This is a genomic window from Nostoc sp. C96, assembly GCF_059384975.1.
Genome location: NZ_CM182020.1, coordinates 5,993,383 through 6,019,822, shown reverse-complemented (window position 1 = coordinate 6,019,822; position 26,440 = coordinate 5,993,383). Strand labels below are relative to the sequence as shown.

The 26,440-nt window shown below is 42.8% G+C and carries 26 protein-coding genes; 15 read left to right on the top strand and 11 right to left on the bottom strand.

Annotated features, from left to right (window positions below; all coding sequences use genetic code 11):
* Nucleotides 1-30: 30 nt before the first annotated feature.
* The 4 genes from AC504W_RS25670 to trxA all read right to left on the bottom strand — a co-directional run bounded on the left by AC504W_RS25670 (nucleotide 31) and on the right by trxA (nucleotide 3,067).
* Nucleotides 31-729 carry a glutathione binding-like protein gene (locus tag AC504W_RS25670; RefSeq protein WP_494875049.1) on the bottom strand — a complete coding sequence of 233 codons (699 nt, stop codon included), beginning with the start codon at nucleotides 727-729 and terminating at the stop codon, nucleotides 31-33.
* 191 nt (nucleotides 730-920) lie between these two features.
* Nucleotides 921-1,586 (bottom strand): nitroreductase family protein, encoded by a 666-nt coding sequence (locus AC504W_RS25665; RefSeq protein ID WP_494875048.1) that lies wholly within the window; start codon nucleotides 1,584-1,586, stop codon nucleotides 921-923.
* A gap of 198 nt (nucleotides 1,587-1,784) precedes the next feature.
* Nucleotides 1,785-2,576 carry an SDR family NAD(P)-dependent oxidoreductase gene (locus AC504W_RS25660; protein WP_494875047.1) on the bottom strand — a complete coding sequence of 264 codons (792 nt, stop codon included), beginning with the start codon at nucleotides 2,574-2,576 and terminating at the stop codon, nucleotides 1,785-1,787.
* A 158-nt stretch (nucleotides 2,577-2,734) separates the two neighbouring features.
* Entirely contained in the window at nucleotides 2,735-3,067 is a 333-nt protein-coding gene (gene trxA, locus AC504W_RS25655) for a thioredoxin (protein WP_096581138.1), read from the bottom strand.
* An 80-nt stretch (nucleotides 3,068-3,147) separates the two neighbouring features.
* On the opposite strand from trxA, the gene AC504W_RS25650 reads away from it, so the two are divergent.
* A complete protein-coding gene (locus AC504W_RS25650) occupies nucleotides 3,148-3,489 on the top strand; it encodes an ArsR/SmtB family transcription factor (RefSeq protein ID WP_103124076.1) in 342 nt (113 codons plus the stop codon).
* Between the two features lie 155 nt (nucleotides 3,490-3,644).
* Nucleotides 3,645-4,202, top strand: a complete 558-nt coding sequence (recR, locus tag AC504W_RS25645; protein ID WP_245894836.1) for a recombination mediator RecR — start codon at nucleotides 3,645-3,647, stop codon at nucleotides 4,200-4,202.
* A 161-nt stretch (nucleotides 4,203-4,363) separates the two neighbouring features.
* Here recR and AC504W_RS25640 read toward each other — a convergent pair whose 3' ends face one another.
* Entirely contained in the window at nucleotides 4,364-5,914 is a 1,551-nt protein-coding gene (locus AC504W_RS25640) for a DUF8738 domain-containing protein (protein WP_494879472.1), read from the bottom strand.
* Between the two features lie 237 nt (nucleotides 5,915-6,151).
* Nucleotides 6,152-6,649, bottom strand: coding sequence for a hypothetical protein (locus AC504W_RS25635; RefSeq protein WP_494875044.1), 498 nt, complete (start codon nucleotides 6,647-6,649; stop codon nucleotides 6,152-6,154).
* A 427-nt stretch (nucleotides 6,650-7,076) separates the two neighbouring features.
* Between AC504W_RS25635 and AC504W_RS25630 the strand changes: the two genes are divergently transcribed.
* Entirely contained in the window at nucleotides 7,077-8,318 is a 1,242-nt protein-coding gene (locus AC504W_RS25630; protein ID WP_494875043.1) for a glycoside hydrolase family 10-like protein, read from the top strand.
* Between the two features lie 282 nt (nucleotides 8,319-8,600).
* On the opposite strand, the gene AC504W_RS25625 is transcribed toward AC504W_RS25630, so the two are convergent.
* On the bottom strand, nucleotides 8,601-8,933 hold the full coding sequence (locus AC504W_RS25625; protein ID WP_494875042.1) for a hypothetical protein: 333 nt from the start codon (nucleotides 8,931-8,933) through the stop codon (nucleotides 8,601-8,603).
* Between the two features lie 68 nt (nucleotides 8,934-9,001).
* The gene (locus tag AC504W_RS25620) at nucleotides 9,002-9,637 is read right to left on the bottom strand and encodes a type I restriction endonuclease (protein WP_494875041.1); all 636 of its coding nucleotides are present in this window, start codon (nucleotides 9,635-9,637) and stop codon (nucleotides 9,002-9,004) included.
* 55 nt (nucleotides 9,638-9,692) lie between these two features.
* On the opposite strand from AC504W_RS25620, the gene AC504W_RS25615 reads away from it, so the two are divergent.
* From AC504W_RS25615 to AC504W_RS25565, 11 genes are all read left to right on the top strand, one after another.
* A complete protein-coding gene (locus AC504W_RS25615; protein WP_494875040.1) occupies nucleotides 9,693-10,487 on the top strand; it encodes a peroxiredoxin-like family protein in 795 nt (264 codons plus the stop codon).
* A gap of 364 nt (nucleotides 10,488-10,851) precedes the next feature.
* Complete coding sequence (locus AC504W_RS25610) at nucleotides 10,852-11,925, top strand: aliphatic sulfonate ABC transporter substrate-binding protein (protein ID WP_494875039.1); 1,074 nt, start codon at nucleotides 10,852-10,854, stop codon at nucleotides 11,923-11,925.
* A gap of 109 nt (nucleotides 11,926-12,034) precedes the next feature.
* Nucleotides 12,035-13,141: an LLM class flavin-dependent oxidoreductase gene (locus tag AC504W_RS25605; protein WP_494875038.1), complete on the top strand. Its 1,107-nt coding sequence runs from the start codon at nucleotides 12,035-12,037 to the stop codon at nucleotides 13,139-13,141.
* A gap of 13 nt (nucleotides 13,142-13,154) precedes the next feature.
* The gene (locus tag AC504W_RS25600) at nucleotides 13,155-13,799 is read left to right on the top strand and encodes a cysteine dioxygenase family protein (RefSeq protein WP_494875037.1); all 645 of its coding nucleotides are present in this window, start codon (nucleotides 13,155-13,157) and stop codon (nucleotides 13,797-13,799) included.
* 13 nt (nucleotides 13,800-13,812) lie between these two features.
* Entirely contained in the window at nucleotides 13,813-14,574 is a 762-nt protein-coding gene (locus AC504W_RS25595) for a class II aldolase/adducin family protein (protein WP_494875036.1), read from the top strand.
* A gap of 101 nt (nucleotides 14,575-14,675) precedes the next feature.
* Nucleotides 14,676-15,707 (top strand): ABC transporter substrate-binding protein, encoded by a 1,032-nt coding sequence (locus AC504W_RS25590; protein ID WP_494875035.1) that lies wholly within the window; start codon nucleotides 14,676-14,678, stop codon nucleotides 15,705-15,707.
* 111 nt (nucleotides 15,708-15,818) lie between these two features.
* Nucleotides 15,819-16,913, top strand: coding sequence for an acyl-CoA dehydrogenase family protein (locus tag AC504W_RS25585; protein WP_494875034.1), 1,095 nt, complete (start codon nucleotides 15,819-15,821; stop codon nucleotides 16,911-16,913).
* A gap of 315 nt (nucleotides 16,914-17,228) precedes the next feature.
* Nucleotides 17,229-17,516: a hypothetical protein gene (locus AC504W_RS25580; protein ID WP_494875033.1), complete on the top strand. Its 288-nt coding sequence runs from the start codon at nucleotides 17,229-17,231 to the stop codon at nucleotides 17,514-17,516.
* A complete protein-coding gene (locus tag AC504W_RS25575) occupies nucleotides 17,500-18,942 on the top strand; it encodes an NAD(P)-binding domain-containing protein (RefSeq protein ID WP_494875032.1) in 1,443 nt (480 codons plus the stop codon). The genes AC504W_RS25580 and AC504W_RS25575 overlap by 17 nt, the downstream gene beginning before the upstream one ends.
* Nucleotides 18,943-18,982: 40 nt before the next feature.
* A complete protein-coding gene (locus AC504W_RS25570; RefSeq protein WP_494875031.1) occupies nucleotides 18,983-19,849 on the top strand; it encodes a CmcJ/NvfI family oxidoreductase in 867 nt (288 codons plus the stop codon).
* 160 nt (nucleotides 19,850-20,009) lie between these two features.
* Nucleotides 20,010-20,978: a TauD/TfdA dioxygenase family protein gene (locus AC504W_RS25565; protein ID WP_494875030.1), complete on the top strand. Its 969-nt coding sequence runs from the start codon at nucleotides 20,010-20,012 to the stop codon at nucleotides 20,976-20,978.
* A 124-nt stretch (nucleotides 20,979-21,102) separates the two neighbouring features.
* Here the strand turns inward: AC504W_RS25565 and AC504W_RS25560 are convergent, their stop codons facing one another.
* From AC504W_RS25560 to AC504W_RS25550, 3 genes are all read right to left on the bottom strand, one after another.
* Nucleotides 21,103-22,341, bottom strand: coding sequence for an acyl-CoA dehydrogenase family protein (locus AC504W_RS25560; RefSeq protein ID WP_494875029.1), 1,239 nt, complete (start codon nucleotides 22,339-22,341; stop codon nucleotides 21,103-21,105).
* 35 nt (nucleotides 22,342-22,376) lie between these two features.
* Nucleotides 22,377-23,723: an LLM class flavin-dependent oxidoreductase gene (locus AC504W_RS25555; RefSeq protein ID WP_494875028.1), complete on the bottom strand. Its 1,347-nt coding sequence runs from the start codon at nucleotides 23,721-23,723 to the stop codon at nucleotides 22,377-22,379.
* A 252-nt stretch (nucleotides 23,724-23,975) separates the two neighbouring features.
* Nucleotides 23,976-25,061, bottom strand: coding sequence for an LLM class flavin-dependent oxidoreductase (locus AC504W_RS25550; RefSeq protein WP_494875027.1), 1,086 nt, complete (start codon nucleotides 25,059-25,061; stop codon nucleotides 23,976-23,978).
* Between the two features lie 168 nt (nucleotides 25,062-25,229).
* Between AC504W_RS25550 and AC504W_RS25545 the strand changes: the two genes are divergently transcribed.
* Nucleotides 25,230-26,285: an LLM class flavin-dependent oxidoreductase gene (locus AC504W_RS25545; RefSeq protein WP_494875026.1), complete on the top strand. Its 1,056-nt coding sequence runs from the start codon at nucleotides 25,230-25,232 to the stop codon at nucleotides 26,283-26,285.
* The last annotated feature ends 155 nt before the right edge of the window (nucleotides 26,286-26,440 follow it).

Genomic DNA, 26,440 nt, shown 5'->3' with positions numbered 1-26,440 from the left:
TTCAAAACTACTCAGCGATTTCATAAAGATTTAATGTGTAACTGTATTTGCTGATTGGTTAAACAACAAATTTCGAGATTTTTCCACATCTAAAGCTTGATTTTTGAATGCTTCGGCTTTCTCGTAAGCCCGAATTGTTGCAGGACGAGCTTTAATTGCTTCAAACCAGCGCTGAATATTGGGAAAATCTTCTAATTTTTGACCTTGGCGTTCATGAGGCACAATCCAAGGATAAGCAGCGATATCTGCAATGGAATAATCACCAGCAATGAATTCTCTATCTGTCAGTTGCTTGTTTAATACTGCATATAAGCGCCCCGTTTCGTTGACATAGCGGTTAATTGCATATTCAATTTTTTCAGGAGCATAGTTGCTAAAGTGGTGATTCTGTCCCGCCATTGGCCCCAAACCCCCCATTTGCCAAAACAACCATTGCAGTACTTCTACCCGTTTTCTGAGTTCAGCAGGAATTAATTTCCCGGTTTTTTCGGCTAAATACAACAAAATTGCTCCAGATTCAAAAACTGAGACTGGCGCACCCCCACCTACTGGTTCATGGTCAACGATCGCCGGGATACGATTGTTAGGAGAAATCTTGAGAAAGTCTGGTTGAAATTGCTCTCCTGCGCCAATATTAATAGGCACAATTTTGTAAGGTAATTCAGCCTCTTCCAGAAACATCGTGATTTTATGACCGTTGGGCGTTGTCCAATAGTAAAGTTCAATCATGATTTGATTCTCCTGGGTTATTGGTCATTGGTGCAACGTGCAACTTTTTCTCAAACCTAACCCCCAACCCCTTCCCTGGTAGGGAAGGGGAGTAAGATTCAAAGCCTCTCTCCGTTTTGGAGAGGGGTTTTAAGAATAAGTTGCACATCGTATGAAGTCAGAATTATGAAATTTCAAACCTCATATTTTTTCTAACCTTGATATGGATTACCAACTTTATCTACAAATACGTTGTAAGAAAATGGTAAGCGGCCGGGATTTAAGCGAGGTTCTGCGGCATAACCTACAGGAACGATAACAGCGATCGCTAAATTTGGATCATCTGTTGCACCAATTACTTCTTTAACTTTGTCTTCAATCCAGCCATTCATAAAGCAGGTGGATAAGCCCAAGCTTTCGGCTGCTAATACTAAATGGGTAGAAGCAATAATGGCATCTTTGATGGCATATTCCCGGCGTTTGTCTCCTAAACCAGCTTGGAATTGTGGAATAGAATTTCTAAAGTAGTTGACTGTGCCTTCATTCCAAGCTCCAGTTTGCAATCCCTGGTCTAAAATAGGAGTCAAATCTTGTTCCCCAGCACTGGAATCAGCTGCGAACACAAAAGTTACAGGTGCTTCGATAACTTGTTTCTGATTCCAAGATGCTGCGGCTAAGGCTGCTTTTTGCGCTTCATCTTGTACCAGAATAATCCGCCAGTCTTGGATGTTAAAGCTGCTGGGTGCTGCTACAGTTAACTCTACTAGTTGTTTGAGTAATTCTGGCTCGATGGGATCTGTTTTAAAAGTTTTGATAGAACGACGCTGAAGAATAGCGGTAGGTACATCAAGAGCTTTTGTTTGAGTGATTGGATTCATGCGATTTCCCCTGAAAGGTAGGTTACAGGCATTATATATTTGGCTACCTGCTGACTAGCAGATTTAACTATTGATAAATATTTGGCTATTCGATGTGAACACTTATCGTTGGGAGAAGGCAGGAGTAAGACATCGGTAAATGATAAAAATGAGACATCAAAAGACTTTTAACTCTGTTACCTGCTATATTACTCAGCACTAAATTGACCGAATTACGCCACCATCAACCCGCACAGCCGCACCATTAGTTGCCGAAGCAAGGGGACTGGAAAGGTAAGCTACGAGTGTGGCAACTTCTTCGTTAGTTGCAAAGCGTTGGATAAGAGAACTTGGACGAACTTTTTGAAAAAATTCCGCCTCAACTTCGCTGGCGCTGATTCCCTTTTCGTTTCCCATTTGGGTGATAAATTCTTCAACGCCTTCTGAACGGGTTGGCCCTGGAAGCACGGAATTTACTGTGACTGCTGTACCGACAGTCATTTCTGCTAAACCTCGTGCTAGGGAAATTTGAGCCGTTTTAGTCACACCGTAATGAATCATTTCTACGGGGATTTGAAAACCAGATTCGCTAGAGATAAAAATTATTCGTCCCCAGTTTTGCTCTAGCATTTTTTGCAGATATTTGCGACTCAAACGAACTCCGCTGAGTAGGTTCACTTCCAATATATGCAGCCAATCTTCGTCAGTAATCTCGAAAAATCCTTTCGGCTCGTAGATTCCCAGATTGTTGATGAGAATATCAATTTGAGGAACCTGAGCAACAATTTGCTCAATGCCTGCTTTGGTCGCTAAATCGGCAACAATACCTGTAACTTTCGCGTCAGGATTGGTACGTTTGATTTTATCAACTGCTTGGGTAACTCGTTGTTCTGTGCGACCATTGACAATTACTGATGCACCTTCTTGTGCTAAAGTTTGGGCGATCGCCAAACCAATACCTGTGGTCGAACCACTCACTAAAGCCGATTTATTTTCTAATTTCAAGTCCATATCGTTTCACAAATGATTTAGGACTGCTATATAGCCAGGAGCATTCAAATGAGGACAGAAACAGTAATGTGTTTACCTTCTGCCTCCTGCCTGAGTTTAGTATAATTTTCAACTAGCTTGTTTAAGCTTCAGGGTGAGCAAATGCCCACCCATAGCTATTACTGCTGTGAAATATGCTGTGCTAAAGTCTTAGTTAATGTAGATTTTGGCACTGCGCCGACAACCGTATCCACTTGCCGCCCACCCTTAAATATCATAAGTGTAGGTATAGTGCGAATTCCGTAATGGCTGGCGACAGTGGGATTTTGATCTGTGTTCACCTTCACTACTTTTACCTGTCCTTCGTATTCGGTGGCAACTTCATCAACAACTGGCCCGACCATTCGACAAGGGCCGCACCAAGGGGCCCAAAAATCTACTAAAACTGGTACCTCACTGTCTAAAACTTCTGGCTTGAAAGTGGCTTCTGTGACATTTGTAACAGATGACATAGTTGCCTTCCTGTTTTAATTCGTTTATTCGATTTTATCGAATAATTAAAATATACGCTAGTTCAAGAGATAATACAAGTATGAGATTTTTATATCACCCAGACAAAAAAGATATATCACTATCAGCGGTATTGTATGCGTTAGGCGACCCAGTGCGGCTAGAGATTGTGCGGTTGTTAGCAACCAAAGGGGAGCAATGCTGTGCCGATTTTGATTTTGCAATCGCCAAGTCTACCATGTCCAACCACTTTAAGATTTTGAGAGAATCGGGTGTAGTCTTGACTCATAAAGAAGGAACCCAGCACATTAATCAATTGCGGCGCGAAGATTTGCAAATGCTATTTCCTGGTTTATTAGAAGCAGTATTGCGATCGGCACAACCGTTGTTTTTGTGTCAAAAGTCAATGGTTAATAGTCAATAGTCAATGGTCAATGGTCAATAGTCATTTGTGTTTCTCCCCTGCACCCTGCCCTGTTTCCCCTTCCTCCTCAGCCTATGTCATCATAGTTAAGGTGAACACACTCTGGAGATAAGACCACGGTTTACGCACGCCCTTTAGCACGGTTAATCGAACAGTTGCAACGTCTGCCAGGAGTAGGCCCCAAATCAGCCCAGCGACTGGCTTTGCACATTTTGAAGCGACCAGAAGCAGAAGTAGAGGCTCTGGCGCAAGCGTTGGTTGACGCAAAAAAACAAATAGGCTTGTGTTCAGTCTGTTTTCACTTATCTGCGGAGCCAGTTTGTGAAATCTGCCGAAATCCTAACCGCGACAATCAAACTATTTGCGTTGTAGCTGATTCGCGGGATGTGATTGCGCTGGAAAAAACCCGCGAATATAAAGGTAAATATCACGTTTTAGGTGGAGTGATTTCCCCAATGGATGGAATCGGCCCAGAACAGTTGAATCTCCAACCTTTGGTGCGGCGGGTAGGCCAGCAAAAACCCCAGGAAGTGATTTTAGCAATCAGTCCGAGTATAGAAGGGGAAACCACCACACTGTATATTGGTCAACTACTTAAACCCTTTACAAAGGTGACACGGATTGCCTTTGGTTTACCTGTGGGTGGAGATTTAGAATACGCCGACGAAGTAACTTTGGCTAGAGCCTTAGAAGGACGGCGAGAGTTAGATTAATTTTTCGGCTCAGATTGAAACTTCATTTGACTCAGGACTCATGCAACTGGCACACCTATTTTCTGGTAAAAGAGTCAATGGTCAAAAATCAAGGTTTTTTCGGACTATTGACCATTGACAGCCTAAACGACAAAAATATAACACTTGTGTAAGTCTCATAACTATTGACTATTACCTAAAAGTTGATTCCAGGCTGTAACTACTCGTTGTAACTTTGTGGATAGGTTATTTTGTGAAATATCGTTATATTGCACTGTACCTACTCTGCTGCTCAGAGTGTAAGTAATATAATCTGCGGCATTGGCGGGTGCTGGATAACTCACATTTCTAAATTCCCATTTGGTGCGTTGTAGCAATTGTTCAAATTGTTGCACCTGTTGGCGAGAAACACGGCGTACACTGCGTTCCGAATCATTAGCATCACCGATGCGTACACGAATCAAACTCCCGTCATTAAGTAAGACTGTTTCGTAAGTTCTCCCAGCAAAACCACCGCTAGAGATTTGACGGAATACTACACCTTGATCTAAAGGTGGTGGTAATTCACTCTGCGGGATAGATACAAGCTTAGAGGTATCATCTGTCGCTTGGTTGTTGTTAATTTCACTCCAAGCTTTAATGACTAGTTGTAAATTTTGCGGTAGGTTATTTTGTGCAATATCGTTGTATTGCACTGTACCCTGACGGCTGGTGAGAGTGTAAGTAATATAATCGGCTGCGCCAGTGGGTGCTGGATAATTCACATTTCTAAATTCTCCTCTGGTGCGTTGTAGCAATTGTTCAAATTGTTGCACTTGTTGGCGAGAAACACGGCGCACACTGCGTTCCGAATCGTTAGCATCACCAATGCGTACGCGAATCAAAGTCCCATCATTACGTAATACAGTTTCGTAAGTTCTCCCAGCAAAACCACCGCTAGAGATTTGGCGGAATACTACACCTTGATCTAAAGGTGGTGGTAATTCACTCTGCGGGATGGGTAGAGGTTTGTTTGTATTTGTTGAATTCTGATCTTTAGCCAGCTTGATGCGCGCACCATCGCTATCTGATAAGAACACCCAGCGTTGATTTGCTGCACCTACGGTTACTTGCCAACCAGAGACGAGAATGGGATCACAAGGATAGGGAGGAGTAGAGCGATCGCAACCATCTGACCAATCTGTTGCTTTAAAATTTATAATAGATAGCGATCGCGCTGATAATCCTGAAACTTCTTGCGCTTGTTGTAAAACTGCTTCTCGAACTTTTCTTGGTAATTCGTTTTGTGATGAATTATTTGACGAAGCTAAACGTAAAGAACGCCCATTATTATTAGTATGATAAGTCCACTTTTGTCTACCATTAGATACTACGACTAGCCAACCAGGAACTAATGCTTGGGTACAAAATTCCTTTGGTTGCGGTAGTTCTAAACAACCATTACGCCAAGTCTTTTGACTATAATTAACAATTTGCAATTCTCCCCTAGATGTTCCAACTCTGCTGGCTAAATCTCTTAGCACCGCATTAGTGACTGACGGTGGTAAGCGATTTGGTTTACTTTTATCTGCGTAAACTTCATTAGTAGTTGCAGGTAGAAAGTTTGTTGGGTTAGCTATGGCACTTTTGATCAGGGTTAACCCACTAGCAATAGACAAAATACTAGTCAAAACTAAGGCGGTAAAAATTCGGGCTTGATTGGTTGTTTGCGGATTTTTTAGCATAGGTTTCATCAATAAAATGCCTCTATTCGTCAATATTTAAGGCATTAAAAACTGAGATATAGTAATTAATGACAAAAAATATACAGTCCCAAAATTCTATGTAGTTGGGATTCTTCAAAAATCTGTCTTGTGAAGCAGATATGAAGAGAGACGCTAGTATACAGATGGTTTGTTCCTATATTTTTACCAAAAATTAACAATCTTAAAAATATGTTTAAAAATAAATATTTAATAGTTCAGACTTAGTTAAGCACTCACTGCTTGATTTTCAATTAATTGACTATGATAAATATCAAACCTAATAGTAGTTGCTGCCCAGTTTTTTAAATCAGGCGCTAACCAAACTAGCTGGCTCAGAACTTCATTATTAACCCACAGTACTATAGGAAAATGCAAATTTTTGCGAAACTCATCTCGCATGAGATTTGTACTGATCAGCATTTGCGGTATTGCTACAACAGATTCTAAACCATGCACCATCAAAGCTTGAGGTTGCGAAATACCGATAGTATTTGTGATGGTTGTATAAAGTGTTTCATCTGTAGGCATTAATCTCATTTCTTGAATTGCTACAGATGACAATTCTTGTAAAAGTTTTAGTATCTGCTGTTGTTTAGCAATAGAGTCGCAACAGGCTAATATCAAAGAAAATTCTCCCCCTGCAACCTTAATCGCCCTTGCTAACCTCTCGGCCGCTGCGAGATTATTGCCTAAATCTTCTGGTGAGTTATTAGGAATATTCATTACATACCTTGCACTTGCTCTTCAAGAGGGCTTATTTATATAGTGAAGTTACTTGTTTATTTGTTACTTATATTACAGTTGTTGCGATGACAATTGGGATAAGTTTTCTTATTGTAATAAATAGCATAATCCTAAATGTCCAATATTAGGTAAATAAGTCAAGATTTGTATACATAGAATTTATCTAACTTTGTGTAACTATAACTACAATGCTATTGAAGTAACAGAAATAGGTAAATACAAAGATTAATGGCACTAAAAAAATCTGAGATCCTTGTGAAGGATGGGTATAAGGGTATAGGAGTGTAAGGGAAAACTGTTATATGTTAAGTCTTTGGCTATTAAATTTTGCGTAGCAGATGTCTAAGCAACTTCTACCCAGATATAGCAGTCATTTTTCCATGTTTTCTTTTGTCTGTAACCAAATATGAAAAAATTTGTTAAGTGGTGTGTTGAGTTATTTGCCTGGAATCTGTATCACAACCGGAAACAAGCTTTTTTCGCCGTTATAGTTATTCTCAGCACGATCGCTACAGTCTTGCTTTCGTTCCCGATTGCGGCGCAAAATCTGCCGACGCGTTCAGAATTAAGGGGCGTATGGTTAACAAATATTGATAGTGAGGTGTTGTTTGAACGTAACCGTCTGAAGAATGCTTTGCAGCGGCTGGATGAATTAAACTTTAATACAGTTTATCCGGCGGTATGGAATTGGGGATACACATTATATCCCAGCAAAGTAGCTGCTAAAGTAATTGGGCGATCGCTTGATCCGACACCAGGGTTACAAGGACGCGATATGCTCAAAGAAATTGTTGATGAGGGACATAAACAAGGCTTAACGGTAATTCCCTGGTTTGAATTTGGGTTTATGGCTCCCGCAGATTCTTTATTAGCTAAAAATCGCCCCCAATGGCTGACAAGCCGCAGCAATGGCACAAAAATTGTCAAAGAAGGTATACATGATAGAGTTTGGTTAAATCCCTTCCACCCAGATGTCCAAAAATTTATCCAAGATTTAATCGTGGAAATTGTCCGTAACTACGACATTGATGGGATTCAATTTGATGACCATTTCGGCTTGCCTTCAGAGTTAGGCTACGATGCTTATACAGTTGCACTTTATAAAAAAGACCATCGGGGAAAAGCACCATCGAAAAATCCCAAAGATCCTGAATGGGTGCGTTGGCGGGCGAATAAAATCACCGACTTTATGAAGCGGGTGTTCACAGCTATTAAAACTACAAAAAAGAACTGTTTAGTTTCTGTTGCGCCTAATCCTCAGCGTTTTTCTTACGAATACTTTTTAGCTGACTGGCAAAAATGGGAACGTCTGGGACTTGTGGAAGAATTGGTGTTGCAAATATATCGAGATGACTTGAATGTGTTTATCAAAGAATTAGAGTATCCAGAAGTGAAAACTGCACGCAGTCATATTCCTGTAAGTATTGGAATTATAACTGGGTTAAAGAACAAATCAATTCCATTTGCCCAAATTCAAAATCAGGTGCAGAAAGTCCGCGATCGCAACTTTGCTGGTGTCTCCTTCTTTTTCTACGAAAGTCTGTGGAATCTCAGCCAAGAATCAGCCTCAGTGCGCCAAGCCAGCTTACAGAAGATGTTCCCCACACCAGCAAATTATCCAAATTTATTGGCGGGCTGGAAACCGTAAACAAGGCAGTCTAAACTAAGTCCGCCTACTCGGACTCACACACAATCATATCGTGTCCGGTAAAAGACTTATCATCAAGATCGCAGGGGTAAGAAGAGTGTTGTCTTTCTGCACAGATATGCTGAATCATAACTAATTTGCCGGACATGATATCAAGTGTAGGGAGTCGCATTAATTCAGCGAAAAAGATTAAATTATCCCAATTTGAAAAATGATGGCGACAAATGGATTTCTGAACAGCTTACCAGTAAACGCTTTCTCAATCCACAATCCAAAATGGTATTAGATATCTTCGTTATTAAATAGTTCTAATAAGCCAATCGTCCCAACAAAAAAAGTATAAACCCCATAATTTAATGGTATTTTCTTCTTTGAATGTGCATAAAAAACTGCGATTCCTGCTTCTAAGAAATGGATAATGAGCGCAAATCTTTCTGTTGCCAAGATAATATTTAAACTAGGCAGTGTGAATATCTTGTTTAAAGGTATATAAAGATTTGCTAATTCTAAGCCAAGTGCGCCACTAATCAAACAAATAGATATAAGTTTTATTGTCAAAAATATCCTAGGTGATAAACTTTTATAAATCATCTCTACAGCTAAAAAACTTGACATTGATTAAGTTTAGCTAGTTTCAGCGCAGAATTTAGCAATTTTAAGAAGTTATAGGTGAATATTTAGCCTCAAGATGCTGTAACAATGCTACCCAAATGCTTGAGGATTTTTAAAACTCCAGATAAATTATTCAGGTACTGAGATCGCGTAGCAAACAGATCGGAAGTAGCATACTGTTTATCCAAAGTTTTGACAAACAAGAAGCTGCTACCGTTAGCTATCATACCGTACAGAGGTTGTTGTGATTTGGAATGACTTGCCATGTAAGCTAATGTTTGAGGAATCGCTAGTTCTACATCAAAGGTTGTCTTTTTTGACTCAATTAGGACAATCCATAATGTACCTTGCAAAACTAAAATATCAATTCTTCCCCGTAAAATCTCATCATTATCTCCCTGTGCTTCAATCTCAACAGATACCTCTGTTTGAAATCTGTAGGGTGCTTGGTAGAAAAGAGCCAGTTCAAGTAATGGTGACAGAACAACCATTTTGATAGTTTCTTCTAAAAGACTTCCATAGGAGATTTGATAGAGATAATTTTGTCGAACTTGCTCTAATCTCGCCTGCTCTGTTTCACTTAATTCAGGTAAATCAGCCCTCCATTCGGTAAAAAATTGATTATCCTTACTTAGAGTTAACCCCAGTTTCTCTTCGACTTGGCGAAGGGTCGTAATTTTTTCTGCAATGGCTAAACTCGTAGTCATAGTGGAATTTGCGCTAGTTGCCTATTATTAGGATAAGTTAATTGCTCTCACCTGCATGAATACTCAAACAAGCTCCAATTCCCCAGATATTTATTCTATTTTGAGCCAAACTCAACGCCTGCGAGTTAGCGATGGAGAGATTAAGCCCATTTTAGATGGTTGTATCCATACTTCAAAGTTACTCATACTTATTTGGTCACAGTTGGGAGATTTTGATAATTTAGAATACGCTTGGTGGCTGCAAAGAGAAAAAAAACAGATCGAAGCTAGAGGAATTACAATTCGTGCTATTGGTATTGGCGATCGCAATTCAGGGATCAAATTTTGCAAATATACAGGCTTCCCTCAAGAATGTTTGTTTGTAGATGCAAATGCTGAAATTCATCGGCTTTTAAAGCTTTATCGCGGGTTGTCTATACAGTTTCCTTTGCTATCAAATTCACAAAAAGCTTGGCTGAACTTATTGCTAATGTGCGCTGGGGTGGGTAGTCCGGGAACGCTGAAGGAAGTTTTTCGAGGTTATAAAGGTGATAAAAAAGCTCCGCAGTTAATTGCTGATGAGGAAGTTGTGAAGGGTACACCTTTACCACCAATTAAAGGTTCGTTTTTCAAAGCGGCTGGAGGAAAAGGTTTCCAGCGTCCATTTGAACTAGCAACCCTACGCTTGCGAAACATGACCGAAGTTTTGAGTAACTGGAATATTTATGTACCAGATTCATCTTATTTGACACAACGCGGCGGAACTTTTCTATTTGATGTGCAAGGAAAATTAATTTATGAACATCGCGATCGCTCTATTTTGGGTTTTGCGGAAAGTATGAGCAACCCTTTATCTTTTCTGTACGAGTAGTTTACTCTGACTACTTTACTTGTTGGAATTCCTTGAAGCATCAGGGCGAAAGCATCTTAGTTACTAATAAAAACTAAAAGAAATTCAAAATGATTACGATGGCAAAGTTAATTTAGCCGACCCTACTCGCTTGATTTTGGTACGCGAACTACAATAAGGAGTTGAACTGCATATAGCAGTTGTTTAGCACGTTTTATGAGATTGAGAGATAAAGAAATATTTACTTAATTTGGGCAGTTCAGCAAAAAAGTGGTATTGTAATTCTTGTTAACTACGGTAAATCGGTCGATTTAAAGTAGTTAAAGATTGATGATTACAGATATACCTGCCTAAACTCCTAAAAATTGTGAGCAAGGAGTCAATTGTGGTCAATTCTTTAAAAGAACACCGCTTTACGCACAAACATACATATCCTACTGATAAGATATTGGCGATCGCAGCTTCTCTTGTAGGACTGCTCGCTTCTAGTTGCAGTCAACAAACAGCCACCAATATCTCAGCTAAATCAGATACCGCCTCAAACACGGTGACTACCAAAATTACAGAGAAAAATAATGTTATTCGCTTGGGATATCAAAAAGGCGGGATTATTCCCCTAGCGCGTCAAAGAGGTGAGCTAGAGCGTCAATTAACAACACAAAATATTAAAGTTGAATGGAGTGGGCCATTTGACCGATGTGCGACGCTTTTAAGTTCTCTCAATGGTAATCGGGCTGATATTGGCGGCTGTGGTGATATTCCTACCCTTTCTGGAATCGCTGCGGGACAACCTCTTTGTATTGGTTCCGTCCAGCGTCCGAGTCCCGATTCTTTAAGTAACGCCATCTTAGTGCGGGGTAATTCTGCTATTCGTAAACCGGCTGATTTAATAGGTAAAAAAGTTGCAGTTAACCAAGGTGGTGCAGGCGAATATCTATTATTAAAAGTTTTGGAAAAAGAAAAGATTCCCAAAGAAAAAGTCCAGCGAGTTTACCTATCACCAAATGACGCTGCACCAGCTTTATATCAAGGTTCTGTTGATGCTTGGGCAGTTTGGGAACCGTATATTTCTCTTGCAGAATTAGAACATAAAGCTAGAAGAATTACTACTACACATCCTGCACCTACTTACAGTATTTTGGTTGTTCGTGGTGATGCAGCAAAAGAAAATCCTGTAGCCGTGAAAGCTGCTCTGACTGCTTTGAGTGAGGATGGTGAATGGCTAAATCAAAATACTAATGCAGCATCAGATTTTTTGGTCAAAGAGTTAAAACTTTCTGATGTTGTAGCCAAGCAAGTTACTAAAAATCGTGGCCCTGAATCTTACGTATTTCCGAATAGTGAAGATGTCGCCAAACTTCAGAAAACCGCTGACTGGTTACTAGAACAAAAAATTATTCCACAACGGGTAGATGTTGCTACAGCAGTGTGTCCGTTGGGAACTACTGCTTCTAGGTAGGAAAAAGAGCAGGGGGGTAGAGGGGAGCAGAGGGGCAGAGGAGCAGGGGGGCAGGGGAGTAAAAAACTATTGACCATTGACTATTGACCAATGACAAACGAGGTTTAATATGTCTGTTGAATTTATTGGCATGATTGGTACGCGAGATGCGTCGGAATTACATAGCCCTACCGTATCAATTACGGGGGGAAGCATAGACTTAAACTATGTGCGTAACTTTGCCAAAGTCCATGAAGATGGTGGCTTTGACCGAGTGCTGGTTGGTTATAGCTCTACAGGCCCGGATGGTTTTAATGTTGTTAGTTATGTGGCTGCTGCAACCGAAAGGCTTAAGTTTTTACTTGCACACAGACCGGGTTTTGTGTCTCCTACTTTAGCCGCACGCAAATTAGCTACATTAGATCACTTTAGCAATGGTCGTGTTGCTGTACATATCATTACTGGCGGGAGCGATGCTGAACAACAGCGTGATGGTGACTGGCTCGATCATGATACTCGCTATCGTCGAACTGATGAATATCTTGATGTTGTGCGACGAGTTTGGACGAGTACAGAACCTTTTGATTATGCAGGGGAATTTTACCAATTCAAAGGGGCATTTTCCGACGTTAAACCCATACAGCAACCACATATTCCCATATATTTCGGCGGTGCTTCTGGTGCGGCTGTGGGTGTAGGGGCAAAACACAGTAATGTCTATGCTTTCTGGGGAGAACCCATCGCGGCGATTAAACAACGCATCGCCGAGGTAAAAGCCGCAGCACCGCCAGGAAAAGATTTACGGTTTAGTATTTCCTTGCGTCCGATTTTGGGCGAAACCGAAGCAAAAGCCTGGGAAAAAGCCCATTATATTCTTTCACGGATCAATAAAACTCGTGCAGAAGCAGGTATTCAATTATCTCCTGATGCTGCACGACCTGAAGCTGTTGGTTCTTTGCGGTTGCTGGATTTTGCTAAGGAAAGGGAAATTCACGATAAGCGTTTATGGACACCGATCGCAGCTGCTACTGGTGCGCGTGGTAATACTACTGCTTTAGTAGGGACTCCAGAACAGGTAGCAGAGTCATTATTTGATTACTACCAAGCGGGAGTCACAACAATATTAATTCGTGGTTTTGACCCAGTAGAAGATGCGATCGCCTACGGTCGAGATGTGATTCCTTTGGTACGTCAAGAAGTCCAACGACAAGAACGACAAACAGCAATCGTAGCTTGAGAAATCCCCAACTATGCCCCACACAACACTTCTTGAACCTTTACAAGCAGACCAATGGTTTGTAGATAGTCCTGATTTGCGTGAGTTTGTGGCGATCGCGCAAGAAATTAGCTCACGCACAACTCATCACCGCGCCGAAACCCTCAATGCTTTAGAGCCGCACTTTGCAGCACTGCTGAAAAAAAAGAATTGGCTACCCAAACCTTTTGACCAACCAAATCCTGACAGTGGTTTAGGCGGAGGAATTGGACAATGGTTGTTATATCGTTCCCAGGAGCGATCTCTAACTATCTTCAGTTTGGTGATTCCTCCTAATGCAATCACGCCTGTCCACGATCATTTATCTTGGGGACTTGTCGGTTTATATCAAGGTAAACAGGAAGAAACCGTATATCGTCGTCTCGATAGCGGCGAATTAGAGAAACAAGCCCAGTTGAAAGCAGTAGGAACCTATCAAGTAAAAACTGGGGATATTTATCATTTATTACCTCCAGACAACGATATTCACTCTGTCAAAGCGACTACTGTCTTTGCTCCATCCATTTCAATTCATGTTATGGGGAATGATACTGGTAGCATTTGGCGAAATCATTATCATCCCGAACAAAATAGCGTGCGGTCTTTTCGTTCTGGATATTCTAATGTACCTGTGAAATAAGAAAGAGAAAATCATGCCAAATTTTACTAGACCCCAACAGCCAGTCTTTGAACGGGTGGAAGAAGAACGCCTTTATCGCAAACAACGCCTGGCTGCTGCATTTAGGCTATTTGGTCGTTTTGGCTTCAGTGAAGGAATAGCTGGCCATATTACCGCTCGCGACCCTGAATTTACCGACCATTTTTGGGTGAATCCCTTGGGTAAGTATTTTGGTCACATCCGTGTTTCTGACTTGCTTTTAGTTGATAGAGAAGGGGAAGTTGTCAAAGGTGATGCGCCCGTGAATCGCGCCGCCTTTGCGATTCATTCCCAGGTACATGAAGCGCGACCCGATATAGTTGCAGCGGCTCATGCTCATTCGCTGCATGGCAAATCTTGGTCGAGTTTGGGTCGTCTGCTTGACCCTTTAACCCAAGATGCTTGTGCTTTTTATCAAGACCATGTTTTATTTAATGACTACAAAGGAGTGGTTTTAGATACTTCTGAAGGTAGGAGAATTGCTGAAACCTTGGGAGATAAAAAAGCTGTCATCCTCAGAAATCATGGCTTTTTGACTGTGGGACAAACAGTGGACGAGGCTGCTTTTTGGTACATTTCCTTTGAGCGATCGGCTCAAGCTCAGTTGTTGGCAGAAGCGGCTGGTAAACCACTGCCAATTGATCATGAAACGGCGGCTTTCACTCATGGTCAAGTGGGAACACATTCGGGCGGTTGGTTTAGTTTTCAGCCTCTCTATGACCGGATTGTGAGGGAAGAACCAGATTTGTTGGAATAGTTGCGAATACCTTTTTTAACGCAGAGGCACGCGGAGGTTGGCGCGAAGGTACGCGGAGATGTTATTAGAAAATTTGTCTTTTTTTATACTTAAGAGTCGACGTGTTTACTAATTGGTTACGGCAGAATTTTATCTTGCCTCTGGGGTGTTTGTTAGTAGCAACAACGGCTTGCTCAGAGGTTAAGTCTACCAGTCCAACAACGATCGCAGTAAATCCTAGTCCATCTGAAGTGGGAGTATCGAATACAACTCAATTACGGGTTGCTAAGTACAAAGGTGGCTGGGATTTAAATTTAAAGTTAGCTGGACTAGATGATTTTCCATACCAAACTCAATTTACTGAGTTTACTGGCGGTAATTTGATGGTACAAGCCATCAATGCTGGTGCAATTGATTTGGCTTCAGCTAGTGAAATTCCGCCGATTTTTGCGATTGAATCGAAAGCATCTGTCAAAATTATCGCTACTCTTAAAGGGCCAACGGTTGGTCAAGTTGTACTTATACCCAAAAATTCAACAGCCAAAACCATCGCTGATCTCAAGGGTAAGAAAGTCGGTTACGTTAAAGCTACAACCGCCCACTACTTTTTAATTAAGATGTTGGAAAAAGCCGGGCTGACGATGAAGGATATCAATGCAGTTCCTTTATCCATACCTGATGGACTTTCGGCTTTTCGGAAAGGCGAACTGGATGCTTGGGCTACCTACGGTTACTCTATCCCCCAAGCGCAAAAAGAAGGGGCGCGAGTGTTGGAATCTGCCAAAGATATTTTAAGCGGTAACTTTGTGATTATTGCTTCGCCGAATGCGCTCGCTGATTCCCAAAAAAAAGTGGCGATCGCTGATTTCTTATGTCGTTTGCAAAAATCCCAAAACTGGCGCGAATCTAACCTCAAGCAATGGTCTAAGACCTATGCAACTAACATTAATGTCGATGAAGGTATTGTTTATCAAGATGCCCAGCAAGGTCTAAAACAGCGTCGTCAAGAATTACTCCCGGTTTCTGACGCAGCTATAACTTCTCAACAAAAGGTTGCTGACACATTTTTCCAAGCGGGTGTAATTCCCGCAAAAGTTGATGTCAAACAACTCTGGGACAGCAGTTTTAACGAAGATATCGCTAAATGCCAGTAGAACTAGGGCGTAGGAAGGGGTATAGGGGAAAGAATGAACAGAAATTATTTCTCCCTTGAACCCTGACACTCTACACCCTTACCCCCTCCCAATCCAGGAGTCAAAAGCCAAATGTCAAAACCACCTGTGTTAGAAGCATCCGCCACCGCAACAACAAAATTCTTACCCAATCTATTTGAGCTTGTAGATTCTCTGGCTGCGGATTTTGCCACCCGCGCCGCCACCCACGACCGCGATAGTTCCTTTCCCTTGGAAAACTTTGATGTCCTGCACAAAGCAAAATTATTAAGTCTGACTATACCAGTAGAATTTGGTGGGCTGGCTGTAGGATATACCACAGCCTGTAAGGTGATTGAAAAGATAGCCAGTGGAGATGCTTCTACGGCCTTGGTGTTGACAATGCACTACTTACAACACGCAAACGCCGCCCGACACCGACGCTGGCATCCGGCTGTTTATGAAAAATTGTGTCGGGAATCTGTGGAAGGGATTGCTTTGCTAAATGCTGCCCGTGTCGAACCAGAATTAGGTACACCAGCCAGAGGTGGATTACCTGCAACGATCGCCAAACGCACACCAGATGGTTGGTCAATCACTGGTCACAAACAATACACTACGGGCAGTCCGATTTTACGTTACTTCGTAGTTTGGGCGCGAACAGATGACGATGAACCCCAAGTCGGGAGTTTTTTAGTTCCCCGTGACATTCCAGGGGTGAAGATTGTAGAAACTTGGGATCATTTAGGAATGCGGGCAACAGGCAGCTATGACCTAATTTTAGCAGATGTCTGCATTCCCCCAGAGTACGCCTTAGATGTCCGTCCGGCAAAGGCTTGGTCACAACCCGATCCCTTGATGCTGGCAGCTGGTAGTTTACTGTTAAGTGCGTTGTATCAAGGGGTAGCAACAGCCGCACGAGATTGGTTGGTTGAATATTTGAATGAGCGATCGCCTACTAATTTAGGCGCAAGTTTGGCAACTTTACCCAATTTTCAAACCGCCGTTGGTGAAATCGAAGCATTACTATACGCCAACCATCGATTAATTTACAGTCTGGCAGCAGATATTGATAGAGGGGAACACCATGCGAATGTGAATTTGTCAGCACAAACAGTTAAATATTTGGCTACAGGTAATGCTATTAAGGCTGTAGAAATTGGGTTACAACTAATAGGAAATCCTGGTTTATCTAAAAAAATACTCTAGAAAGACATTATCGAGATGTGCTGTGTAGCCGAATTCATACACCCCAAAATGATGTAATTTGTTCGGCTTTAGGAAGGTCAGCATTAAGCATAACAGCAGGTGATAGGTGACAGAGTTATTTTATTGTCTATTAAATCTCTAATGATTTTCAAGAGAACTCCTGCACAAATAATTGAACAATCGGAATATATATTTTTCTGCGTTCTTCTTTGCGCCTTTGCGCCTTTGCGTGAGCTTTTAAATAATATTGTCAGCGACACCAAAGTATTTACGTAAGAGATCTAATAAAAACTTATTTTTGCACATCCTAAAAATATGTTTCATGGAATCGAAAGAGAATTACTAAATGGAGAATCAGGGTTACTGGCTCAATACTCTCAGCCTCCCCCTGAAAGTGAATTATTAGCGACGCAAAAACATGATATTTGGGAATTACCACCACAACTATCTACTCATTGTGAACCTGTTCCACAACAGGAGATAAAACAGTTGAGTTTTTTTAGCCAACTAAAAAGTTTTTATCTCAAAGCGATCGCTAATAAAAAAGCGAAAAGAGTTCTTGAATTATTGATTCTGAAAAACCAACATGACAACAACGACTGATATTGATTTTGCCGCACGGGAGGCGTTGCGCCTACTCGGCCCTGACCCTGAAAATTGGGTGTTTGATCAGCCAGGCATTGACCATAATGTCACGATAGTCGGTGGTAGTGGCAGTGGTAGCACTTTCGCATTTGCTTTGCGGCGTGCTGGTATTGGTGGTGTGACAGTCATTGACGAGGCTGAAGACGAAGCCCATGCAGGTGTATGGCTCACACGGGCGCGAATGAAAAAGCTCCGCACACCGAAAAACCTGCCAGGGCCAGAACTAGGCATTCCCGCACTTTCGTTTCAGGCTTGGTACGAAGCACGACACGGTGCAGAAGCATACGTCGCAATCGACCGCATTCCGCGAGTCTTATGGGCTGAATATCTCAGTTGGTATCGGCATTTCTTGAACATTCCAGTGAGATATCAGACGAAGTTGATACGCATTGAGCCGGATGTCGGTTTCTTGCGGCTACATCTGGAAGTGAACGGTGTCAAACAAGTAGAAACCACACGCAAGATTATCTTCGCCAATGGTGTAGCTGGTACTGGTGGCGCAAATATCCCGCCTGTACTAGCATCTCTACCACGCCACCTCTATGCACATACGTCCGAGCTAATTAACTTCAGTGAGTTGCGCGGTAAAACTGTAGCAGTTTTGGGTGCGGCGGCTTCGGCTTTTGATGCAGCAGGTGTGGCGCTAGAATCAGGTGCTAAGGCAGTACATCTGTTTGCCCGGCGATCGCAAATTGCATCTCTACCTGTGATTCGTGTGCGGGGTTATCCTGGCGCTTACTACAACTATGCTCAACTACCTGATGCTGCTCGTTGGTTTCAAGCTTGGCGGTTTAATCAAGTTGGCTCGACACCACCACCAGATGCTATTGCGCGGGTAACTGCTTTTTCTAACTTCCACCTACATTTATCTGCCCCGTGGAAATCTGCTCACAACCAAAACGATCGCATTGTGGCGCAAGTGAATGATGATGTGTTGGAGTTCGATTTTGCGATCGCTGGGACTGGCTATTTTGTTGACCCAACTAAGCGCCCAGAGCTTGCCGATTTTGCTCATCATATTGCCCTTTGGCGCGATCGCTATGAACCTCCAACAGAGCAGCATAACGAGCAACTCAGTACATACCCTTATCTTGGTAGCGCCCACGAATACCAAGAAAAAGTCCCTGGTACGGCTCCTTATCTCAAGGATATTCATGTTTTCAATCCGGCTGGTTTCGTCAGCTTTGGTCTACCTATCGGTGATGTCCCCAGCATCCGCCGGGATGTACCAGCCATAGTAGAACGTATCAGCCATGACTTATTCTTTGCCGATTGGTCACAACACGAAGCCCGGATTACTAGTGACAATGTTGCACCAGACTTCGAGTCATCACTGTATGCAGATGCAGTCTGGAAACAGCCAGTGAAGGCGGGAGTCAGTTAAATCTGCATAGCGTTTGTAATTCTCACAACAGGTATGAACTATGAGCCTAAATAACCAAGTTATAGATAAACCCCTTGCTTACGGCTTACCATCGGTAGAAGCTAATCTCAGCTATCTTTTACCAATGGCAGAAAAGCCTGTCAACTACACCTATGAACCACCATCAGGGGTTCCCCGCACCAACAGTACTTTCCACACTTATCCGGTAACTATTCATAATGCGCGTTCTATCTCAGACAAAATCTCCCTAGATGAAGAAGGTTTTGCTTTTATTGCCCACAATACACAAGTCCGCGACTTTTATGACGAAGACGAAATCCGCCACATCTATTACCCAGAAGCGGAGCAATTATTAAAGCAACTGACGGGTGCAACTCAAGTAGTGATATTTGATCACACTCTACGTAATGCTGCTCAATCAAAGCTTGGTGAGAACAACATTAAAGAACCTGCCAAGCGCGTACACAACGATTTTACTGCCACATCTGGCTATACAAGGGCTTATTGGGAGTTGGCAGCGCGGGGTATAGAAGACATTGATGGGCTATTACAACAACGGTTTGCCATTATCAATGTTTGGCGAGGCATTGCTAACACCATTCAAGAATCACCATTGGCGGTGTGTGATGCTCAAAGCATTGCACCAAAAGACCTTGTAGCTGGAGATTTAGTGTATCGCGATCGCATTGGTGAAACTTACGCAGTTACTTATAACCCAGAACACCAATGGTTCTACTTTCCCCAAATGCAGAGAAACGAGGTACTTTTTATCAAATGCTTCGACTCTGCGGAAGACGGACGCGCACGTTTCGCCGCCCATACAGCTTTTGCAGATCCCAGCAATCCTTTAGATGCAACACCTAGGGAAAGTATAGAGTTGCGGACATTCGTTTTTTATCCTGATTAAGTTTCACTGAAATTTCTTAACAATCTATACTACGGTAAATTGATAGATTTAAAGTAGAATAGACTTAGTGACAAATGTTTCTTTGGATTTAATCAAAACTTGCCAAAGAAAGCTGTCGAATACCAACATTCACCCATAGATCAAACTTTGGAGAATAGACATGGGCTACAAGCATATTGAAGTCAAACCAACTTCTGGTTTCACTGGTGCTGAAATCAGCGGCGTGGATCTTTCAACTCATCTGCACGATGATGTAGTTGCCGAAATTCGCAAAGCACTATTGAAGTGGAAAGTCGTATTCTTTCGCAACCAAAATATAGATCATGCGGCACAAGTCGCCTTTACATCTCGTTTCGGCGAAGTGACTTATGCACATCCCCATGAAGATGAGCCGATAGAAGGCTTTTCCCAAATCTTACCAATTGACCGCAGTCGCTTTGAGCGTCGCAACGGTCTACGGCGTACCAGCTATGAAAGCCGTTGGCATACTGATGTGACTGCGGTTGTTAACCCTCCTGCGGGTTCAATTTTGCGGGCGGTGAATGTTCCCAGCTTTGGTGGTGACACACAGTGGACTAACTTGGTAGCAGCTTATGAAGGTTTGTCTGCACCCTTACGCGCCCTAGCAGATGGATTGAAAGCCGAGCATAGATTTAATGCACGTTTGCGGATACCCAGCAATAGCAAATATGCCCAACGGATTGCAGCTAATCCACAGGTTTCGATTCACCCAGTAGTGCGGGTTCATCCTGAGACTGGTGAACGCGCACTATTTGTGAATCCTGGCTTCACCTCCCACATTCTGGATGTATCGCCCCAAGAAAGCGAACTACTTCTGGAGTTGTTCTTCAACCAAATCACTAAACCTGCTTACACCACCCGCTTCCGTTGGAACAATGGTGATATTGCATTCTGGGACAACCGCGCTACTTCCCATTTAGCACCCCAGGATTTAGATCATATAGAAGTTGAGCGCGTACTCTATCGCACCACCATTACAGGCGATGTTCCTGTTGGGCCCGATGGTTTTAAATCGCAAGTGGTTGAAGGTGAGCCATTAACAAGTGATTTACCAACAGTCCTGAAGCAAAAAGCTGAGAAGGTGTTAGCAGAACCAGCGCTAAACTAAGCAATAAATCCAAGCGATCGCCCAAAATAATCACGTTTAAAATACGGCAGACTTAAGTTTGCCGTATTTTAATTTATTCAAGAGAGACGTTGAAAGCTTTGCAGTAATTCTTGTCCTACACCCCTTAAAAGAATCCTCTCTGCGGCAAGGGAGTACCATTGATCTCATAGTCTCCAATTGCACGCGCCTTAAAGTGATTGGGATTGTGTGAGGACAAAGTACGAGCATTGCGCCAGTGACGATCATAGTTTGAGCTTTTCTTCGTTGTCGAAGCCCCACCAACTTCAAATAGTAAAGTAGCCGAACGTAATGCCAAATCATCAACAATCAATTTGGCTTTAGCTGCATTCAAAGAAGTTTCTAACGCTACAGCCGTCTCTGCCTCTTCGCCTTGGGCTTTAGCCGCAGGCAGGCGATCAAGTCCATCCGCCGCAGCTAAAACGATCGCTTCCGCAGCAAAAGCATTAGCCGCAATTTGTCCGACGGTTTGCTGCAAGATGGGATCATCTGCTGCTTGCTCAGATACGGCATGGTAAAAAGTTCGAGGACGGTTATGGACGAGGGTTGTAGCATCACGCAGCACGCTACGAATAATACCAGCGTTAATAGCAGTCAAGAATAATTGCGGGATGATATTGTATGGCAGATTATCTTTGTCTGTGTCTGTCTCAAAAAACACTTCACTTGCCTCAACACGGACATTAGTAAAGTTAGTTGTTCCTGTGCCTGTAAGCCTCTGCCCAAAGCCATCCCAATCGTCTATAAGCTCAATGCCCTCGCGGTTGGTCGGAATAAGAATAAATGCCGTTGTGCCATCTGGTACTAGTACACGCACAAAAATCAAGTCTGCATAAAGGCTGCCTGTGCTGTAATACTTCGTGCCATTCAGACGATAGCCGTCGCCATCGGGCGTTAATTTTGTATTCACGACTTGACCACCGCCAGCCCGTTTAACTTCTAATTCGGTGGAAGCGAGTCCAATAATTGCCCCATCAGCCACGGCTTTGAGCCAACGGCGATTCCTTGAAGTGCGTTCTGAACGCAAAATTCGCTCTGTGACAGAAAAATGATTCCGCACAATGTGAGCAACGTTAGGATCAGCATCGCCTAACTTAATCACCACCTCGAATAATTCCCGCGCCGTGCTACCACCGCCACCTTCAGCAACGGGGATTCGCAATGCACCCAACCGGGAACGCCGAATTAATTCAACCACATCAAAAGGCAAGATGCGATCGCGATCGCGTTCACTTGCTCCCAAAGCAATAAAATCAAACAATGCTTGCAATTCGGGAGAATTGGCAGTAACAGGAGATGAAAATTTGAAGGTGGAATCTATAATTTTTTCTTCGAGTTGGGTCATGGTTTTTCTCTCTAGTATTTTAAAAATGGCTGTCTTTAGCTGACAAACGCGCTCGTTGTTTGGAAAAAGCGGTTAGCCGGACGCGCCAGTCCGAGATTTTCCCGTAAGGTTGCCCCTTCGTACTCGGTGCGGAAAATCCCGCGTTGTTGGAGTTCTGGCACAACCTTGTCAACGAAATCATTCAAACCTTCCGGCAGATAAGGGAACATAATGTTGAAACCGTCCGAGCCTTCCTCAAATAGCCATTGCTCCATCTCATCGGCAATGGTTTGAGGTGTGCCAACAAAAGCCAACCCGCCATAACTACCAACACGTTGCGCCAGTTGCCGAATGGTTAGATTTTCACGCTGCGCTAAGGCTATGACTCTTTCCCGTGAAGAGTGACCAGCGTTGGTTGGAGGAATTTCTGGTAAAGGGCCATCAGGGTCAAAACCGGAAACATCATAGCCCAGCGCACCATTTAAGCTGGCAATACCACTGTCATAATGTACGAGGCTATCTAAATAAACGCGCTTGGCTTGTGCTTCGGCGACGGTTTCCCCAACCACAACTAAAGCACCGGGAAGAATTTTTATACTATCTGGGTCACGTCCAATTGCTTTCCCCCGTCCTTTGATGTCTGCAAATAAAGCTTTGCCAGCCTCCAGATTACCAGCTGGTGCAAACACAGCCTCGGCGGTTTCGGCGGCTAATTGCCGTCCTGCTTCGGATGCGCCCGCTTGAACAATTACAGGCCAGCCTTGGACGGGTCTAGCAATGTTTAATGGCCCCCGCACTGAGAGATATTTTCCCTGATGATTCAGAACGTGAAGTTTATCGGGTTCAAAATAAATCCCGGCTTCTACATCCCGAATGAACGCATCGTCAGCAAAGGAATCCCAAAGACCTGTAACAACATCATAAAATTCTCTCGCTCGGCGGTAGCGTTCATTATGCTCTATCTCTTCTTCTAAACCAAAGTTGAGTGCTGCGTCTGGATTAGCTGTAGTAACAACATTCCAGCCAGCGCGACCACCACTGATATGGTCGAGAGAAGCAAAGCGGCGAGCGATGTGGAAAGGCGCGTCATAAGTTGTGGAAGCTGTAGCTACTAGACCGATGTGTTCGGTGACAGTAGAGAGGGCAGAAAGCAGGGTAAATGGCTCAAAGGAAGTCACCGTATGACTGCGTTTGAGGGCGTTAATGGGCATATTCAGCACTGCTAAGTGATCCGCCATGAAGAATGCGTCAAACTTGCCTGCTTCGAGTTTTTGGATAAATCGTTTTAGTGCTGGGAAGTTGAAATTAGCGTCAGGTATAGCCCCAGGATAACGCCAAGCACCTGTATGGATGCTGACTGGGCGCATAAAGGCACCTAATTTTAATTGCTTCGTTCTGCTCATTATCCCTCCGTTGTTATGTGTTAAAATGCACAACTCTCTATGTAGAAACTCAATCCCTCAGTGCAGGATGAGATACATTAATGATTAATTTGTATAAATAATTTGTTATTTGGGAAATGAATCTTTTCTCAAGAATAAATCGCATAAGTACTTCAAACAGAACCAGAGGTTTTGACGTTTCTGCACAGATTACCTGGAAATGATATGAGGAGTAGGAAAAGATTTTTGGATTCAATCTAAAATCTAAAATTATTAGCTCCTATTTTTTTTCGCGGTGGCGATCGCTTCACTTTCTTCTGTTAACGCTCTTACTCTTGGTATAATCTCCGCAGCAAAACGCTCCATTTCTGTAGCGAAAGGTTGAAATTGCAGCATGAAAGTATCAATTCCTACTTTGGTAAATTCAGCAATGCGCTGGGCTACGGTTTCATAACTCCCAACCAAACCAGCCGCAGTCCCGCCATTGCTACCTACACCTGGGTATTTCGCCATATTTTTGAACATGACCACTTCAGAATCTACGCCTTTGAGTAGTTCTGTGCGATCGTCTTGTGCAAGTACCATTGCTCTTAAGTTCTGATACTCTGCTTCGGCTTCTGCGTCTGTCAGTCGAGCAATTACAAAGGCTGACATTGCGAAGCCTATAGGTTGAGAACGAGAGTGAGCTTTTTGCCGCACTTGAGCGATTGTTTCGCGGATAACTTCTATCGGACGACCATTTAAAAAGAATGTGTGCGCTTCTTTTGCAGCGAGTTCTTGCGCTGGTTCTGACTCTCCTCCTACATACACACGCGGATGGGGTTTAGCGACAGGTGGAGGATTCAACTTCAAATCATTGATGTGAAAATAGTCGCCGTGGAAGTTGACTGTTTCTCCACTCCACAAAGCTTTGACAACCCTAATCCATTCATCAGAATAGCGATAACGTTCGTCGTGAGGCAAAAAATTGATCCCTGGTTTTTCCATTTCTGGCCTAAACCAAGCACTAACTAAATTAATTGCAAAACGTCCTTGGCTAATTGCATCAATGCCTAACGCCATCTTGGCTAAGATGGCAGGATGAAACAGTAAAGGTTTGACAGCAGCAATAATCTCGATAGTTTCTGTGGCTTCTGCAAGGGCGGCGGCGGTTGTCCAAGTTTCTAGCTGGTCAAGTTCTTGATTTCTGGGATTGATAATGTGTTGCGCTATTAAAGTTTTCGTAAATCCGCATCTTTGCGCTAACCGAATTAAATTCTTGGCTCGTGAGTAACTAGCATCACGAGGTTCAAGGGGATGGTTCATTACGCCGCAGTTGCCGTAAACGGGAATCCATATCCCATAGCGTGGTTCAGACATAGCTTTCTAGAACCTTTGTAGGCGGTACTAAAATTTAATTTTGTACCTGTAATTATTATACGGTAAACCTACCAATTTATCGTATAATAATATGAGATTGGCATAGATGAGGAAAAAAAACAAGAGGATATTGCAATTTTGTATAGTTCATGACAATTGGAGGTAAAAGTGTCAGAACCACGCTACGGGATTTGGTCGCCAGTTGGAGGTAACTTTGGCCCATTGAATACGCCGGATGAGCCGATTGATGCTAGCTATGAGCGCACGCGATCGCTAGTATTAGAAGCAGAACGTTTAGGATATGTCACAACCTTAGTTGCCCAGCACATTGCCAACCCCCGCAGTTTAGATTTAGAACAATTAGAAACTTGGACAGCTTGTGCAGCCTTAGCAGAAGCCACAGAAACTATCGAAATTATCGCTGCAATTAAACCTTTATTATTTCACCCAGCAGTATTAGCCAAGATGGCTTTAGGTATTGATGCAATTAGTCAAGGACGTTTTGCCATTAACTTAATTAGTGCTTGGTTCCGTCCAGAAATGGAGCGTACTAATATTCCCTTTCCGCTTCACGATGAACGTTATCGCTATTCAGGAGAATGGTTACAAGTAGTAAGAGCCTTGTGGAGTGGAGAAAAGGTTAACTTTGAGGGTGAATATTTCAAAATTCAAGATTTAAATTTTCGACCCTTTCCTGTTGCTCAACCTTATCCGCAGATTTATCTTGGCGGCGCATCAGAGCCAGCGCAGATATTAGCAGCACAACAAGCTGATGTTTACTTCATCAACGGTCAACCAATTGCAGATGTTCGCAAAGTAATTCAACAAGTTCTCAGCCGTCCCCGTTCCTTACCCCAACCCGTGCGTTTTGGTTTGTCAGCTTTTGTCATTGCGCGTCCCACCGATGAAGAAGCACAAGCAGAACTAGAACGACTGATGGCACTGCAAAAGCTAGAAGAACAATATAAATTAAGTGTTGCCAAAGGCGTTGACAAAGAAGCGGTTATGTTTCAACTCTTCGCTAAAAATCCTGCTGTTGGGGGAAATGGTGGTACAGCCGCAGGTTTAGTTGGCAGTTATGATAAAGTCGCCACTCGCGTTGCAGCTTTTGTTGATGCAGGTATCGATACTTTTATGCTGCAATTTAATCCCTTTGTGCAGGAGATGACACGTTTTGCCGAAGAAATTATGCCGCGGGTGCGACACTTGCAAAAAGTTGCTTAGGAATTTCTCAGCAGACAAAAGTAACAAGATTAACTTGCAATACGTAATGTTTGATAAACTAATAGTTAGGGTATCATACTATCTGTAATTCGTTGTATGTAAAGTGATGTGCAACTTATTTTTGCAACCCCTCTCCAAACCTCTCACGCCAGTTG

What these genes read in the sequence shown, in the direction of transcription:
- AC504W_RS25670 (WP_494875049.1), bottom strand. Translation starts at nt 729, where the DNA reads ATGATTGAACTTTACTATTGGACAACGCCCAACGGTCATAAAATCACG.
- AC504W_RS25665 (WP_494875048.1), bottom strand. Translation starts at nt 1,586, where the DNA reads ATGAATCCAATCACTCAAACAAAAGCTCTTGATGTACCTACCGCTATT.
- AC504W_RS25660 (WP_494875047.1), bottom strand. Translation starts at nt 2,576, where the DNA reads ATGGACTTGAAATTAGAAAATAAATCGGCTTTAGTGAGTGGTTCGACC.
- trxA (WP_096581138.1), bottom strand. Translation starts at nt 3,067, where the DNA reads ATGTCATCTGTTACAAATGTCACAGAAGCCACTTTCAAGCCAGAAGTT.
- AC504W_RS25650 (WP_103124076.1), top strand. Translation starts at nt 3,148, where the DNA reads ATGAGATTTTTATATCACCCAGACAAAAAAGATATATCACTATCAGCG.
- AC504W_RS25640 (WP_494879472.1), bottom strand. Translation starts at nt 5,914, where the DNA reads ATGAAACCTATGCTAAAAAATCCGCAAACAACCAATCAAGCCCGAATT.
- AC504W_RS25635 (WP_494875044.1), bottom strand. Translation starts at nt 6,649, where the DNA reads ATGAATATTCCTAATAACTCACCAGAAGATTTAGGCAATAATCTCGCA.
- AC504W_RS25630 (WP_494875043.1), top strand. Translation starts at nt 7,077, where the DNA reads ATGAAAAAATTTGTTAAGTGGTGTGTTGAGTTATTTGCCTGGAATCTG.
- AC504W_RS25625 (WP_494875042.1), bottom strand. Translation starts at nt 8,933, where the DNA reads ATGTCAAGTTTTTTAGCTGTAGAGATGATTTATAAAAGTTTATCACCT.
- AC504W_RS25620 (WP_494875041.1), bottom strand. Translation starts at nt 9,637, where the DNA reads ATGACTACGAGTTTAGCCATTGCAGAAAAAATTACGACCCTTCGCCAA.
- AC504W_RS25615 (WP_494875040.1), top strand. Translation starts at nt 9,693, where the DNA reads ATGAATACTCAAACAAGCTCCAATTCCCCAGATATTTATTCTATTTTG.
- AC504W_RS25605 (WP_494875038.1), top strand. Translation starts at nt 12,035, where the DNA reads ATGTCTGTTGAATTTATTGGCATGATTGGTACGCGAGATGCGTCGGAA.
- AC504W_RS25600 (WP_494875037.1), top strand. Translation starts at nt 13,155, where the DNA reads ATGCCCCACACAACACTTCTTGAACCTTTACAAGCAGACCAATGGTTT.
- AC504W_RS25595 (WP_494875036.1), top strand. Translation starts at nt 13,813, where the DNA reads ATGCCAAATTTTACTAGACCCCAACAGCCAGTCTTTGAACGGGTGGAA.
- AC504W_RS25585 (WP_494875034.1), top strand. Translation starts at nt 15,819, where the DNA reads ATGTCAAAACCACCTGTGTTAGAAGCATCCGCCACCGCAACAACAAAA.
- AC504W_RS25580 (WP_494875033.1), top strand. Translation starts at nt 17,229, where the DNA reads ATGTTTCATGGAATCGAAAGAGAATTACTAAATGGAGAATCAGGGTTA.
- AC504W_RS25575 (WP_494875032.1), top strand. Translation starts at nt 17,500, where the DNA reads ATGACAACAACGACTGATATTGATTTTGCCGCACGGGAGGCGTTGCGC.
- AC504W_RS25570 (WP_494875031.1), top strand. Translation starts at nt 18,983, where the DNA reads ATGAGCCTAAATAACCAAGTTATAGATAAACCCCTTGCTTACGGCTTA.
- AC504W_RS25565 (WP_494875030.1), top strand. Translation starts at nt 20,010, where the DNA reads ATGGGCTACAAGCATATTGAAGTCAAACCAACTTCTGGTTTCACTGGT.
- AC504W_RS25560 (WP_494875029.1), bottom strand. Translation starts at nt 22,341, where the DNA reads ATGACCCAACTCGAAGAAAAAATTATAGATTCCACCTTCAAATTTTCA.
- AC504W_RS25555 (WP_494875028.1), bottom strand. Translation starts at nt 23,723, where the DNA reads ATGAGCAGAACGAAGCAATTAAAATTAGGTGCCTTTATGCGCCCAGTC.
- AC504W_RS25550 (WP_494875027.1), bottom strand. Translation starts at nt 25,061, where the DNA reads ATGTCTGAACCACGCTATGGGATATGGATTCCCGTTTACGGCAACTGC.